Origin of the sequence: Pseudomonas sp. SG20056, from assembly GCF_031764535.1 — a bacterium.
Classification (GTDB): domain Bacteria; phylum Pseudomonadota; class Gammaproteobacteria; order Pseudomonadales; family Pseudomonadaceae; genus Aquipseudomonas.
In genome coordinates, this window is record NZ_CP134499.1 from 3,825,392 (window position 1) to 3,840,276 (window position 14,885).

A 14,885-nucleotide genomic window follows, 5' to 3' on the forward strand; every position below is an offset into this window, starting at 1 on the left:
GGGACAAGGGGTGAACGTGGTGCAACGCTTAGCTTTTTCCATCCTAATCATGCTGAGCCTAGCCCTGTTGCCTGGCCTTTCGAGCGCAGCCATCACGCTCATGCCCAATAGCAGTGGCACATCCCTCAACACCGACATCGAACTGCTGGAAGACAGCGGCGCGCAACTGACCATTGCTGATATGGCCGACCCAGCCATTCAGAGCCGCTTCAAACCGGCCAATGGCCGCGCCAGCGTAGGTCAGAGTATTAACCCCTGGTGGATCAAGGTTACCCTGCAGCGCACCAGCGATGCCCCCAGCCAGTGGTGGCTGGAAGTCAGCTCGGTCACCCAACTCGACCTGCGCCTGTACTTTCCAGGGCAGAATGGCAATTGGCAGGAGCGCCAATCAGGCGAGCTGGTCAGCCACAAGGAAGGTCGCGATCACGAATTTCGCCACATGCTGTTCAAGCTGCCAGAGCTGACTCCACAACCCTTGACCTTCTACCTGCGCAGCTATGATCCGGCCGGCAACTCCTTCCCGATGCGCGCCTGGCAGTTGGATCATCTGACCCAAGCGGCCGCAGAAGAAAACCTCGCCCTCGGCGTGGTCTACGGCATCATCGCCGCCCTGCTGCTGTACAACCTGTTTATCTTTTTCAGCCTGCGCGACTCGGCTTACTTCTGGTACGTGCTTACCACCGCCGGCGCTCTGCTGATGATCCTCAGCATGAGCGGTCATGGCTTCCAGTACCTGTGGCCAAACAATCCAGTGCCCTTCTGGCTAGACCGCGTCACCCTGCCATCTCTGTGGGGGTTCTGCGCCTGCCGCTTTACTCAATGCCTGATGCAAACCCGCACCCACGTGCGCTGGGCTCATCACCTGTTAAGCCTGGCCTGCGTCTGCTATGTGATTGCAGTCGCCCTGGAGGGCCTGGGACAGCGCCATACCGCAGCCTGGATCATCGCCCTGCTATCGCTGACCAGTATCCCTGCAGCGCTGGGCTCGGCACTGATTCGCTGGCGCCAGGGTTACTTCCCGGCCCTGCTGTATCTCTGCGGCTATGGCCTGATTCTTGGCAGCATCAGTCTGGCGCTGATGCGCGCCACTGGCCTGGTACAGCCGGCCACCTGGAACGCTTACGTATTCCCGCTGTCAGTGGCCGCCGAGTCGATTCTGTTCTCCTTCGCCCTGGCGTACCGTATCCAAACGCTCAAGCAGGAAAAAGCCGAAGCTCTGGAGCAGGCCGACCGCGAAAAAACTGCGCGCCTGGCGCAGATGCAGGGCAGTGCCGATGAACTGCAAAGCGCGGTCAAACTGCGCACGGCCGAACTGGCACAAGCCAACCAGCAGCTCTGCGAACGCGAACGCGAGCTGCAACACGCCGCCTTCCACGACCCGCTGACCGAGCTGCCAAACCGGCGTTTCCTGGTCGAGCGCTGCGAAGCGGCGCTGGCCAATGCCCGTCGGCACAATGAAGCCACGGCCCTGCTGCTGATCGACCTCGATCATTTCAAGCCGATCAACGACAAATACGGCCACGATGCTGGCGACCTGATGCTGCAAACCATCGCCCAGCGTCTGCGCGAGCACGTACGTTCGGGGGATGCGGTGGCGCGCCTGGGCGGTGATGAGTTTGCCGTGCTGATCTGCGGTGAAGATGCCGAACAGCATGCCCGCGATATCGCCCGCCGCCTGCTGGACGAGCTGGCCAAGCCGGTGGCCTACGGTGCTGACCGTCTGACCGTGACCATCAGCATCGGCGTGGCGCTGTATCCACGTCACGCCAGCAACTTCACCACGCTGTACAAGGCCGCCGATGAAATGCTCTACAAGGTCAAGAGCCGTGGTCGTTCAGGCTCCGCCGTTTGCGGGGAAGACGGCGAGCTGAGCAGCAGCGCGCGCCTGCAACTGGATGTGCTGAATGTACCCAGTGGTTTGAGCTGATTACACGAAGGCAGCAATCGCCGCTCACAGCACAGTTATCACCAAACCAATGTCGTGCCGGCAACTGCTGTGAACGATCACACAGCTGCGCCTATACTCGCGCAACCGCCACTCGACACCGGGAAGTCCGCAGTGCAGCGTCTCACCTTATCCATCCTTCTATTGCTGAGCCTGTTTAGCGGCCCGAGCTTTGCCAACCCGGTGCAGCTGAGTGCGCCAAGTAGTGGCAACGTGCTCAACGGTCAGATCGAACTGCTGGAAGATGTGGGCGGCCAACTGAGCATTGCCGACATGGCCGACCCCGCCGTGCAAAGCCGCTTTCAACCCGCCGCCGGACGCACCAGCGTTGGTCAGAGCAGCAACCCCTGGTGGATCAAACTCAGCCTGCAACGCAGCAGTGACGCGCCTGCACAGTGGTGGCTGGAAGTCGGCGCAGTCACCCTGCTCGACCTGCAAATCTTCCTGCCCAGCGCTACAGGCCAATGGCAATTGCGCCAGGCAGGTGAACGCGTCGGTTTTGCCGAAGGCCGCGACCACGATTACCGTCGCGCCGTGTTCCGCTTGCCAGTCCTTGGTGAGCAGCCGCAGACCATTTACCTGCGCACCTACGACCCGGCGGGCAACTCCTTCCCGCTGCGTATCTGGCAGCTACACGACCTCGAGCAACTGGCCAAGCGCGAGCATCTGGTGCTCGGTTTGATCTATGGGGTGATCCTCGCCCTGCTGCTGTACAACCTGTTTATCCTGCTGGCCCTGCGCGACCCGGCATACCTCTGGTATGTACTGACCATGGCGGCTTCGCTGGTGTTTATCGCCAGCATGAGCGGCCATGGCTTCCAATACCTCTGGCCCGATGGCCCGGTGCCCACCTGGCTGGATCGCATCACCCTGCCCATTCTGGTCAGCCTCGGCATCCTGCGTTTTGCCCAGGCTCTGCTGTCCACCCGCACCACCCTGCGCATTGCCCACACCATCCTCAACGGCTGTATCGCAGTCTATCTGCTGGCCCTGGCGGTCAACCTCGCCGGCTATCGCAGTGAAACCGGCCTGCTGATAGGACTGATCCCGATTGTCACCGTCCCCACCCTGCTGCTCAGTGCCATCATCCGCTGGCGACAGGGCTTTACCCCGGCGCTGTTCTACCTGCTGGGCTACGGCAGCGTGCTGCTGAGCTTTGTGATTCTGGTGCTACGCGCCGCCGGCGTGGTGCAGCCTGGCGAGTCCACCGCTTACCTGTTCCCGCTGGCGGTGGCGGCCGAAGCGATCCTGTTCTCCTTCGCTCTGGCCTACCGCATCCAGATTCTAAAGCAGGAAAAAGCCGACGCGATCCTCCAGGCCGACCGTGAAAAAACCGCACGCCTGGCCCAAGCCCAGGCCAATGCCGCCGAATTACAGCACTCGGTTGAACTGCGCACCGCAGAACTGGCCGCCACCAATGAACGCCTGCGCCAACGTGAACAAGCGCTGCAGCACGCGGCATTTCACGACCCGCTGACCGAGCTGCCGAACCGGCGTTATCTGGTCGAGCGCTGCGAAACCGCCCTGGCCAACGCCCGCCGGCACAGCGAAGCGATTGCCCTGCTGCTGATCGACCTCGATCACTTCAAGCCGATCAACGACAAACACGGCCACGATGCCGGTGACCTGATGTTGCAGCAGATCGCCCTGCGCCTGCGCGAGCATGTGCGCGCAGGCGACGCCGTGGCACGCCTGGGCGGCGATGAGTTCGCCGTACTGGTGTGCGGCGCCGATGCCGAAGAACACGCTCGGGAAATCGCCAACCGACTGCTCGCCGAGCTGGCCAAGCCAGTGATGTACGGCGCCGAACGGCTGACCGTGACCATCAGCATCGGCGTGGCGCTGTACCCGCAACACGCCGGCACCTTTACTGCGCTGTACAAGGCGGCCGACGAGATGCTCTACCGGGTCAAGACCCGTGGCCGCTCAGGCTCGGCGGTGTGCGGTGAAGACGGCGAGCTGAGCAACAGCGCGCGCCTGCATCTGGATGTGCTCAGCGTGCCCAGCGGCCTGCTCTGACTCAGCGGTTGCGGTAGCGCCGCGGCACCCGCGCCGTGACCTTGCTGAGCAGCTCGTAACCAATGGTGCCGGCGGCCTGAGCCACTTCATCCACCGGCAACTGCGCGCCCCACAGCTCGACCGCATCACCCACGGCGGCATCCGGCAAGTCCGTCAGGTCAACCGCCAGCATATCCATGGACACCCGCCCGATCAGTACCACCCTCTGCCCCCGGATAACAACCGGCGTGCCGGCCGGCGCATGGCGCGGGTAGCCATCGGCATAACCGCAACTTACGATGCCGATACGCGACTGCCGCTCGGCGCGCCAGGTGCCGCCATAGCCAACCGTGTCACCGACTGCCACATCGCGGCAGGCAATCAGCTGCGCGGTCAGGCTCATCGCCGGGCGCAAGCCCAGTTCAGCGGCGCCCAAATCAGCAAAAGGCGTGGTGCCATAGAGCATGATGCCGGGCCGCAGCCAATCCATATGCGCAGCAGGAATGGTCAAAATCGCCGCCGAGTTGGCCAGCGAGCGCTGGGCAAAATCCAGATCCAGTAAATCGAGAAACTGCTCCAGCTGCAGTTCGGTGGTTTCACTGCCGCGCTCATCGGCGCAGGCAAAGTGACTGAGCAGATTCAGCTCGGCCACCTGCGCTGCGCCCTGTAAGCGACCATGCCAATCACGCACAGCAGCGGCACTGAAGCCCAGGCGATGCATGCCGCTGTCCAGCTTCAGCCACAGATTCAGCGGCCGAGATAGATTAGCCGCGAGCAGCTGTTGCGCCTGTTGCTCGCTGTGCAGCACCACATCCAGCCCCAGCTGCGCGGCGAACTGGTACTCGTCCGCTTCAAAGCAGCCCTCGAGCAACAGAATCCTCGCGTCACCATGCAGCGCGCGCACCTCGGCGGCTTCCTCCAGGCTGGCCACAGCAAAGCCATCGGCGACATCGTGCAGAGCCGTTACCACCTCACGCACGCCATGCCCGTAGGCATTCGCCTTGACCACCGCAAACGCCTGCCGCCCTGGCGCACAGCGCTTGGCCACCGCGTAGTTATGGGCGATGGCTGACAGATCGATGGTGGCAACAAGAGGGCGCATGGCAGGGCTCCACGACAGGCTAAAGGCGAGCATCTTAACCCTCAGCTCCCGAGCTGCAAGCGCCAGGTCACCCAGCACAAGCCATACACCTGCGGGACCACTGTTAGCCACGCAAATTTAATCGCAGCGAGGCAAAAGCTACTGACAATAAGCTGTCAGTAGCACTCCCCTAGAGTGGGCTCCACAGGCTAGAACGCGCAGTCCGATACTGCCGCTGCCTGTCGCCCCCTAACCTTCAAGGAGAGAGAACATGAATGCGATCAACTGGTTCGAACTATTTGTCAGCAACTTCGAGCGAGCCCGTGGCTTCTATGAACGCGCCCTGGCGACGCCGCTGGAGGTAATGGAGGGCATGGGCGGCCGTATGGCACTGTTCCCCCATGCACAGGAAAGCGGTGTCGGCGGCTGCCTGAGCGAGTCTGCCGAGCAACAGAGTGGGATTGGCGGCACCCGCATCTACCTGAACGTCGAGGGCCAACTGGATGCGGTGGTGAACCGGGTTCCCTCGGCAGGAGGCGTGATCATCCAGAGCAAGATGTCCATCGCGCCGCATGGCTTTATTGCTGTGATAAAAGACAGCGAAGGTAATGAAGTGGGCCTGCACAGCATGTCCTAAAACCGGCATTCCGGGCGTGCGCCAGCGCGCCCGGTAATCCAGAGCGAGAACAGCTGAGACAACATGAGGCGCGCCGACCGTCTATTTCAAATCGTGCAGTTCCTGCGCAGCCGTCGCCTGACCACCGCCCAGTGGCTCGCCGAGCGCCTGCAAGTATCGGTGCGCACTATTTATCGCGATATCCAGGATCTGTCCCTTTCCGGCGTGCCGCTGGAAGGTGAAGCCGGCGTCGGCTACGTGCTGCGCCAACCGATGGATTTGCCACCCCTGATGTTCGAGCGCGAAGAGATTGAGGCACTGCTGGTGGGCGCGCGCATGGTCAAAGCCTGGGCGGACCCACAACTGCAACGGGCCGCCGAATCGGCACTGGCGAAGATCCACAGCGTGCTGCCCAACGAACTGCGCGATGAGCTCAATCGTAACCAGCTGTTTGCCCCCGAAACCAATCCGTACCCCATGCATTGGCTCGGCCAGCTGCGCCAGGCCATACGCCAGCGCCACAAACTGCTGATCAGCTATCGCGATGAACGCGGCGACACCAGTCAACGCTGCGTATGGCCGCTGGGGCTGTTCTTCTGGGGGCAAACCTGGACGCTGTGCGGCTGGTGTGAGCTGCGCAACGACTTTCGCAACTTCCGCATCGACCGCGTCGAACAACTGCAGGACCGTGCGGAGACCTTTGAAGCAGTGGAGGGCCAACGCCTGGAGGACTACCTCAAACCGTATCTAGGCGAGTACGCCACCGCACCGCTGTACAAAAGCTAACGCCTGAAGAGCGCGGCTGAGAGCACACCGGATCACTCGTCTTCGAACTGGTAGCTACCCGGCGCGAGATTTTCGAAACGCGAGAACTTACCGAGAAACGCCAGCCGCGCCGTACCCAACGGACCGTTACGCTGCTTGCCGATAATGATCTCGGCCACACCCTTGTACTCGGTTTCAGGGTGATACACCTCGTCGCGGTAGACGAACATGATGATGTCGGCGTCCTGCTCGATCGCACCCGATTCACGCAAGTCGGAGTTGATCGGGCGCTTGTTAGGGCGCTGTTCCAGGCCACGGTTAAGCTGCGACAGGGCAATCACCGGGCAGTTGAATTCCTTGGCCAGGGCCTTGAGCGAGCGGGAGATTTCAGAAATCTCGTTGACTCGGCTGTCGCCACTGGAGCCAGGAATTTGCATCAGCTGCAGGTAGTCGACCATGATCAGGCCGATCTCGCCGTGCTCACGGGCCAGGCGGCGGGTACGTGCGCGCATCTCCGAAGGCGAGATACCGGCGGTGTCGTCGATAAATAACTTGCGATCATTGAGCAGGTTGACCGCGCTGGTCAGGCGCGGCCAATCGTCGTCATCCAGGCGACCGGCACGCACCTTGGTCTGATCGATACGCCCTAGCGAGGCGAGCATACGCATCACGATGGAGTCTGAAGGCATCTCCAGCGAGTACACCATCACCACCTTGTCGCTGCGCATCAGCGCGTTTTCCACCAGATTCATGGCGAAGGTGGTCTTACCCATCGACGGACGGCCGGCAACGATGATCAGGTCGGCCGGCTGCAGGCCGCTGGTCAGGTTGTCCAGGTCAGTAAAGCCGGTGGACAAACCGGTGATCGCGTCGCCAGCATTGAACAGGGTGTCGATGCGGTCGATGGCCTTGACCAGAATATCGTTGATCCCTACCGGGCCGCCGGTCTTCGGTCGCGCCTCGGCAATCTGGAAGATCAGGCGCTCGGCCTCATCAAGAATCTCGGCGCCAGTACGGCCTTGTGGCATGTACGCGCTGTCAGCGATTTCGCCGCTGATGCCGATCAACTGGCGCAACGTGGCGCGCTCACGAATGATCTGCGCATAGGCCTTGATGTTGGCCACCGACGGCGTGTTTTTCGCCAGTTCGCCGAGGTAGGCCAGGCCGCCGACTTGCGACAGCTGCCCTTCCTGGTCCAGCTGCTCGGATACCGTGACCACGTCGAAGGGGTGGTTACGCTCAGCCAACTTGAAAATCGCGCGGAAGATCAGGCGGTGGTCGTGTCGATAGAAGTCGCCATCGGACACCGCATCGAGCACCCGCTCCCAGGCATTGTTGTCGAGCATCAGGCCGCCCAGTACGGCTTGCTCCGCCTCGATCGAGTGCGGCGGCACCTTCAGGGCGGAGGTTTGCAGGTCGTACTGTTCGGGCAGGCTGATGTCGTTCATAAGGCTCTGGGCAAAATTCTGTGTTCACAAAACAAAAGGCACGACATCGCTTACGCAATGTCGTGCCTGATTGTTAGCGGCCAAGCACCTGAGTGCAAGCCCACTTAGTCGCGAGCTGATTAGGCTGCTACGACGACAACCTTAACGGTTGCTTCAACGTCGCTGTGCAGGTGCACGGCTACGTCGTATTCGCCGAGTTGACGAATGGTGCCGTTCGGCAGACGCACTTCAGCTTTGGCCACTTCAACGCCGGAGGCGGTCAGGGCTTCAGCGATGTCGTGAGTACCGATCGAGCCGAACAGTTTGCCTTCATCGCCCGCGGTAGCGGTGATGGTGACTTCCAGTTCAGCCAACTGAGCAGCGCGGGATTCAGCGTAAGCTTTCTTCTCGGCAGCCAGTTTTTCCAGCTCGGCGCGACGTGCTTCAAACGCAGCAACGTTTGCAGGAGTAGCGGCGGTGGCTTTGCCTTGCGGCAGCAGGAAGTTACGACCGTAACCGGCCTTAACATTCACTTTATCGCCCAGGTTGCCCAGGTTGGCGATTTTTTCCAGCAGGATCAGTTCCATTTGGTAATAACCTCTTAACTTTTAACCTTCACCGTTCGTGGGGCCCGAGCCTTGTTTGCGCTCAAAGCGACCACGAAAATCAAGCAGACTGTCGACAATGGCCAAAACCACCAGTAACGGATAAGTCAGCTGCATAAACAGCAACAACGTGATGTACAACCCGACTAGCCAGAACTTACCTAGCCGACCTTGCGCCACCATCCCATGCAACAGGGCGATGCCCGCAAACGCCAACGGCACACTGCACAACGGCGTCAACATGGCCATTTGCGGACCCAGATTGGGCCCCAACAGCATGCCAACCAGCAGCAACATCGCCAGCGGGGTCGGGAGGCGTAGCGCGCGAAACTCGCGACCAAAGCCACCCGGGTTATACAACTGCGCCTGCCAGAAGCGCCCAAGCATCAGGCTCAACAAGCTGACTATCTGCAACAACGCCGCGATCAATCCGGTCAGTACTGGTGCAATCAGGCTATCCAGGCGCGCTCGCTCATCCACCGACATCTGTTGGTGAACCCCATCAAGCATTTGCGGCATCAGCTTTTGCAGCTCAAGCGCCATTGCTTCGATGGGTTCGCGGAACACCGCACCCAAGACCAGCCCATACACCAGGCCCAATGCCACACTGCACAGCAGCACACGATTCCAGGACAGGTTGGCGCGTAACAACAACGCCAACCCCAGCGCACCGAGCAACACCAACAGGGTGCGCGGCTCACCGAAATACCACCAGCCAATGGCCGGTAGCAGGGCCCAGGCGAGGATGCCAGCGGCATCACTCCAACCGCGCCGCAGAAGCACCAGGCTTCCAGCGGCAGCACTCAACCAGAACAACAGCGGCAATGCCGCAGAAACCACCACTACGAGAGTGGCCTGCATACGGCCGCGCATAATGAATTCAGCTATGGCGCGCATGCGATCTATCCCTTACTTCTTGTCGAACATCCGGTCTCAGCGGCCGTGGCTGTCGGTGTAAGGCAGCAGGGCCAGGAAGCGGGCGCGCTTGATAGCGGTAGCCAGCTGACGCTGATAACGAGCCTTAGTACCGGTGATACGGCTAGGAACGATCTTGCCGGTTTCCGAGATGTAAGCTTTCAGCGTGTTGAGATCTTTGAAATCGATCTCTTTCACTTCTTCTGCAGTAAAACGGCAGAATTTACGACGACGGAAGAAACGTGCCATGAGAGTGGCTCCTCAATAGATCCGTGGATTACTCGTCAGCGTTGTCGCTGTCGTTGTTGTCGCTGTCATCGCCATCAACAGAATCGGCGTTATCAGGACGGTCACGACGCTCACGGCGCTCACTGCGGTTTTCTTCGGCCTTGAGCATCTCGGACTGGTCAGTAACGGCCTCGTCGCGACGGATGACCAGGTTACGGATCACGGCATCGTTGTAACGGAAGTTGTCTTCCAGCTCAGCCAGGGCTTTGCCGGTGCACTCAACGTTAAGCATCACGTAGTGAGCTTTGTGGACGTTGTTGATGGCGTAAGCCAGCTGACGACGGCCCCAATCTTCCAGGCGGTGAATCTTGCCGCCGTCTTCTTCGATCAGCTTGGTGTAACGCTCAACCATGCCGCCGACTTGCTCGCTCTGGTCCGGGTGAACCAGAAAGATGATTTCGTAATGACGCATAAATGCTCCTTACGGGTTGTAGCCTGCCGCCAAATGCGGTCAGGCAAGGAGTGAATTTCACTTGTTTGTCTTGCTGAAACAGAAAGGCACAAAAGCGCCTGCCGTCGCGGCAAGGGGCGACATTCTAGTGAAGCCCCCTGCTACACGCAAGGTGAGCTGGTGATTATTTGAACAATCCGCAGCGAACGCCCGGAAAGGAAAGGCCAAACAAGTGCGGGCACCGGCCGGGCGCCCGCCACACACTCACGTCTTGCTGACAGCCTTGCGCTGACGCAACGCCTCGAACAGGCACACACCGGTAGCAACCGAGACATTCAGGCTACTGACGCTGCCCGCCATCGGCAACTTGACCAGGTAATCACAGTGCTCACGGGTCAGCCGGCGCATGCCTTTGCCTTCGGCGCCCATGATCAGCACCGTCGGCCCGGTCAGATCATGCTCGTACAGTTCCTGCTCAGCCTCACCGGCCGTACCGACAACCCACAAACCGCGCTGCTGGAGCTTCTCCAGGCTACGCGCCAAGTTGGTCACCGCTACCAGCGGAATTACTTCGGCAGCGCCACAGGCGACTTTACGCACAGTAGCGTTGAGCGTGGCGGATTTGTCCTTCGGCACGATAACCGCCAGCGCACCCGCCGCATCGGCAGTTCGCAGGCAAGCACCGAGATTGTGCGGGTCTGTCACGCCGTCGAGCACCAGCAACAAGGGCGCGCCCTCAGTGCGATCGAGCAGCTCGTCGAGCATCGCCTCGCCCCAGACCTGACTAGGACTGACATCGGCCACAACCCCCTGATGCACGCCTTCGACCCAGGCATCCATCTCACGACGCTCACACTGACCAACAGACACCCGCGCATCCGCTGCCAGCGCCAGCAACACCTGGACGCGCGGATCATTACGCCCTTCGGCTAGCCAGATTTGCTTGACCCGCTTTGGATGGTGACGCAGCAGCGCTTCTACAGCATGCACGCCGTAGATTTTCTCCAGCTGACTCATGACTTAGCCTTACGCTTGCGTGCACCGCCGGACGCCGGCGCTCCACCAGCCGAAGCGCCCTTGCGGTGCGCCCCAGGCTTACCTGACTTGCTGACTGGCTTGGACGACTCGCCCTTAGCCGCGCCTTTGCCAGCCTTGCTCTTCGAATCACTGAGCAGCGATTTTTTCAGCGCACGGCTCTTTTCCACATCGGTATTACCCGGCGCAGCCCGCTCGCCGCGACGCCCGGCTTTACCCGCAGCCGATTCAAAACCACCACGGCGCTGACCGGCCAGCATAGCCGTTTTACCTTCAGCCAGTTCAAAGTCGATCTTGCGCTCGTCCAGATCGACGCGCATGACCTTGACCTCAACACTATCGCCCAGACGGAAACTGCGACCACTACGCTCACCCGCCAAACGATGATGCACGGGATCAAAGTGGTAGTAGTCGCCCGGCAAGGCGGTGACATGCACCAGACCTTCGACGTAGATGTCCTTCAACTCGACGAACAGACCAAAGCCAGTCACAGCCGTGATTACACCCGGGAAGGTTTCGCCGACGCGATCCTTCATAAACTCGCACTTGAGCCAGTTCACCACATCGCGAGTCGCCTCATCGGCGCGGCGCTCGGACATCGAGCACTGCTCACCCAGCTGCTCAAGGATCGCATCGTCGTACGGGTAGATGCGCGCTCGTGGCATGATCGCCGCACCGGCACGTTTGACGTGCGGGGTATCGAGCTTGGAGCGGACCACGCTGCGAATCGCCCGATGGATCAGCAGATCCGGGTAGCGGCGAATCGGCGAAGTAAAGTGCGCATACGCATCATAATTTAGGCCGAAGTGGCCCTGATTATCCGCGCTGTAAACAGCCTGACTTAGCGAGCGCAGCATTACAGTCTGAATCAGGTGGTAATCCGGACGCTCGCGGATACTCTCCAGCAGCAACTGGTAATCCTTAGGCGACGGACCATCCTTCGACTTGCCACGGTGCAGCGACAACCCCAGCTCGGTGAGGAATGCTTTGAGCTTTTCCACACGCTCCGGCGGTGGACAGTCGTGCACGCGATACAACGCTGGAATTTCATGCTTCTGCATAAAGGCGGCGGTGGCCACGTTGGCGGCCAACATGCATTCTTCGATCAACTTGTGCGCATCGTTGCGCTGGGTTGGGCGAATCTCGGCGATCTTGCGCCCAGCTCCGAAAATGATCCGAGTTTCCTGGGTTTCAAAATCGATGGCGCCGCGTTCATGGCGCGCAGCCAACAGCACCTGATACAGCGAATACAGCTGTTTGAGGTGCGGCAGAACTTCTTTGTATTCGCCACGCAGGGCCTTGCCTTCGCTACCCTTGGGCTGCTCAAGCATGGCGCTAACCTTGTTATAGGTCAGACGCGCGTGGGAATGGATGACCGCCTCATAGAACTGATAGTCGGTCATCTTGCCGGTCTTCGAGATACTGATCTCGCAAACCATGGCCAGGCGATCGACGTGCGGGTTCAGCGAGCACAGGCCGTTGGACAACTCTTCCGGCAGCATCGGGATAACCCGCTCGGGGAAGTACACAGAATTGCCACGCACCTGGGCCTCGGCATCCAACGCCGAATCGATTTTCACATAGTGAGAAACGTCGGCGATGGCGACATAGAGCTTCCAGCCGCCGGAAAACAGCCGCCAGTTGCTGCCGTTTTTCTCGCAATACACAGCATCGTCAAAGTCGCGTGCGTCTTCACCGTCGATGGTAACGAACGGCAGATGGCGCAGATCGATACGCTTTTCTTTGTCCTTCTCTTCGACTTCCGGTTTGAGCTTGCGCGCCTCTTTGACCACAGCTTCGGGCCAGACGTGGGGAATATCGTAGCTGCGCAGGGCAACGTCGATCTCCATGCCCGGCGCCATATAGTTACCAACGACTTCAACCACATCGCCTTGGGGCTGGAAGCGCGTCGTCGGCCAATGGGTGATTTTCACCTCAACGAACTGACCCTGCTTGGCACCGGCGTTACGCCCTGGCGTTACCAGCACTTCTTGCTGAATCTTTGGATTGTCTGCAACTACAAAGCCGACACCGCTCTCTTCGTAATAACGACCAACGATGCTTTCGTGGGCGCGGGAGATCACTTCAACCACGGCACCTTCACGACGGCCACGACGGTCGAGGCCGGAAACCCGCGCCAATGCGCGGTCGCCATCGAACACCAGACGCATTTGCGCAGGACTCAGGAACAGGTCATCGCTGCCGTCATCCGGCACGAGGAAGCCAAAGCCATCACGATGACCGCTGACCCGCCCCAGAATCAGGTCGAGTTTGTCGACCGGGGCATAAGTGCCACGACGGGTATAGATCAGTTGACCATCGCGCTCCATGGCGCGCAAACGGCGACGCAGCGCTTCGAGCTGCTCTTCAGTGGCCATGCCGAATTCATCGGCCAACTCTTCACGACTCGCAGGGGAGCCGCGGTCAGACAAGTGCTGCAGGATCAACTCGCGACTTGGAATGGGGTTTTCGTATTTTTCCGCTTCACGAGCGGCCTCGGGATCGAGGGATTGCCAATCGGCCATTAGAGGTAATTCACCTTATCTACACAAATTCGGTTTGCCATGTGCCTATTGAAGCGCGAAACCACTATCCAGGTCAGCCCGGCACACAGAATAAAATTTTTTAACAACAGGGGTTTACAAGTAAAAACGTGATCCGTATTATGCGCGCCACAACGACGGGAAACGAAGTTAACCGAGTTGTAGTTGATAGCAAATAAGCAAGTTTTGCAATCAATGCCCAGGTGGTGAAATTGGTAGACACGCCAGCTTCAGGTGCTGGTGACCTTACGGTCGTGGAAGTTCGAGTCTTCTCCTGGGCACCAATTCAAAAAACCGAGCCACTGGCTCGGTTTTTTATTGCCTACGATTTAATCCATCACGAAGCAACTACCCGGCGAGCGCCAGAGGCGCCCACCCTCAATCGGTTTAAACGCGAAACTGCCCCAGGCTGGCCTTGAGTTTCTTCGCCAAGCCATCCAGCACTCGACCGCTATTCGCCGTTGCCGCTACCGCCTCAGCCGCCCGCTGCGCCTCGACATGAATGACCTCGACGCGCCCACGCACGGCGTCCGCACCCTCGGCCTGATGCGCCGCCGCCTCGGTCGCAGTGTTGATTGCGCCATGCACTTCCTCGACCGCTTCGCGCACCGACTGCTGCACCCGCGCACTTTCACGCAACGCAGCCAAGCCTTGATCCGCCTGTTTGCCCGCCTGACCAATCGCCTCAACCGCCTCACGCGCGCCCTGCTGCAGTGCGCCGATATGGGTCTGGATATCGCCAGTGGACTGCTGTGTCTTGCTGGCCAGCGCACGCACCTCATCTGCCACCACGGCAAAACCACGGCCGCTTTCACCCGCACGCGCCGCTTCAATTGCCGCATTCAGGGCCAGCAGGTTGGTTTGCTCGGCAATTGAGCGAATCACTGTCAGCACCACTTCAATCTGCTCACTCTGCTTGGCCAGCCGCTCAATCACTGCGGCACCGGTCTCGACGCGACGCACCAGCTCTTCGATTGAGCCACCCACGCGCAGCGCAATCGCGGCATTGTCATCCGCGGCCTGCCGAATCGCACCGACGCGCTGCAAAGCCTCGCGCATGGCCTGGCTTTCCGCCTGCGCCTCACCGGCCATTTCTGCCAACGCTTGCAGACTTCCCGCCACCTCATCACGCTGACGCTCAGCTGCAGACTCAGCCGCCGCGCTGCGCGAGGCCAGATTGCCGATTTCCTGCCCGGTGAGTGATGCCACCTCACCCGCCTCGCGCACAATCGGCTGCAACTTGGCGACGAAGCGATTGACCGCAGCCGCCATATCG

The 14,885-nt window shown here is 60.2% G+C and carries 13 protein-coding genes and 1 tRNA gene; 5 read left to right on the forward strand and 9 right to left on the reverse strand.

Features of this window, described 5'->3' with window-relative positions; translation table 11 throughout:
• Positions 1–49 precede the first annotated feature (49 nt).
• Positions 50–1,927 carry a diguanylate cyclase gene (locus tag RHP75_RS18185; protein ID WP_311089421.1) on the forward strand — a complete coding sequence of 626 codons (1,878 nt, stop codon included), beginning with the start codon at positions 50–52 and terminating at the stop codon, positions 1,925–1,927.
• A gap of 132 nt (positions 1,928–2,059) precedes the next feature.
• Positions 2,060–3,964: a diguanylate cyclase gene (locus tag RHP75_RS18190; RefSeq protein WP_409079672.1), complete on the forward strand. Its 1,905-nt coding sequence runs from the start codon at positions 2,060–2,062 to the stop codon at positions 3,962–3,964.
• 1 nt (position 3,965) lies between these two features.
• Here RHP75_RS18190 and alr read toward each other — a convergent pair whose 3' ends face one another.
• Positions 3,966–5,045 (reverse strand): alanine racemase, encoded by a 1,080-nt coding sequence (gene alr, locus RHP75_RS18195; RefSeq protein ID WP_311089422.1) that lies wholly within the window; start codon positions 5,043–5,045, stop codon positions 3,966–3,968.
• A 250-nt stretch (positions 5,046–5,295) separates the two neighbouring features.
• Between alr and RHP75_RS18200 the strand changes: the two genes are divergently transcribed.
• The gene (locus tag RHP75_RS18200; RefSeq protein ID WP_311089423.1) at positions 5,296–5,661 is read left to right on the forward strand and encodes a VOC family protein; all 366 of its coding nucleotides are present in this window, start codon (positions 5,296–5,298) and stop codon (positions 5,659–5,661) included.
• A 63-nt stretch (positions 5,662–5,724) separates the two neighbouring features.
• Positions 5,725–6,426, forward strand: a complete 702-nt coding sequence (locus tag RHP75_RS18205; RefSeq protein ID WP_311089424.1) for a YafY family protein — start codon at positions 5,725–5,727, stop codon at positions 6,424–6,426.
• 32 nt (positions 6,427–6,458) lie between these two features.
• On the opposite strand, the gene dnaB is transcribed toward RHP75_RS18205, so the two are convergent.
• The 7 genes from dnaB to rnr form a co-directional block, all read right to left on the reverse strand.
• Positions 6,459–7,853 (reverse strand): replicative DNA helicase, encoded by a 1,395-nt coding sequence (gene dnaB / locus RHP75_RS18210; RefSeq protein WP_311089425.1) that lies wholly within the window; start codon positions 7,851–7,853, stop codon positions 6,459–6,461.
• 119 nt (positions 7,854–7,972) lie between these two features.
• Positions 7,973–8,419 (reverse strand): 50S ribosomal protein L9, encoded by a 447-nt coding sequence (gene rplI, locus RHP75_RS18215; protein WP_090376762.1) that lies wholly within the window; start codon positions 8,417–8,419, stop codon positions 7,973–7,975.
• Between the two features lie 21 nt (positions 8,420–8,440).
• Positions 8,441–9,334 (reverse strand): hypothetical protein, encoded by an 894-nt coding sequence (locus tag RHP75_RS18220; RefSeq protein ID WP_311089426.1) that lies wholly within the window; start codon positions 9,332–9,334, stop codon positions 8,441–8,443.
• 36 nt (positions 9,335–9,370) lie between these two features.
• Positions 9,371–9,601, reverse strand: a complete 231-nt coding sequence (rpsR, locus tag RHP75_RS18225; protein ID WP_069519637.1) for a 30S ribosomal protein S18 — start codon at positions 9,599–9,601, stop codon at positions 9,371–9,373.
• A gap of 28 nt (positions 9,602–9,629) precedes the next feature.
• Positions 9,630–10,052 carry a 30S ribosomal protein S6 gene (gene rpsF / locus RHP75_RS18230; RefSeq protein WP_090249650.1) on the reverse strand — a complete coding sequence of 141 codons (423 nt, stop codon included), beginning with the start codon at positions 10,050–10,052 and terminating at the stop codon, positions 9,630–9,632.
• 243 nt (positions 10,053–10,295) lie between these two features.
• Complete coding sequence (rlmB, locus tag RHP75_RS18235) at positions 10,296–11,048, reverse strand: 23S rRNA (guanosine(2251)-2'-O)-methyltransferase RlmB (RefSeq protein ID WP_311089427.1); 753 nt, start codon at positions 11,046–11,048, stop codon at positions 10,296–10,298.
• Positions 11,045–13,591 carry a ribonuclease R gene (rnr, locus tag RHP75_RS18240; protein WP_311089428.1) on the reverse strand — a complete coding sequence of 849 codons (2,547 nt, stop codon included), beginning with the start codon at positions 13,589–13,591 and terminating at the stop codon, positions 11,045–11,047. The genes rlmB and rnr overlap by 4 nt, the downstream gene beginning before the upstream one ends.
• Before the next feature lie 215 nt (positions 13,592–13,806).
• Between rnr and RHP75_RS18245 the strand changes: the two genes are divergently transcribed.
• A tRNA-Leu gene (locus RHP75_RS18245) sits at positions 13,807–13,893 on the forward strand.
• A 103-nt stretch (positions 13,894–13,996) separates the two neighbouring features.
• Here RHP75_RS18245 and RHP75_RS21375 read toward each other — a convergent pair.
• Positions 13,997–14,881, reverse strand: coding sequence for a methyl-accepting chemotaxis protein (locus RHP75_RS21375; protein WP_409079748.1), 885 nt, complete (start codon positions 14,879–14,881; stop codon positions 13,997–13,999).
• Between the last annotated feature and the right edge of the window lie 4 nt (positions 14,882–14,885).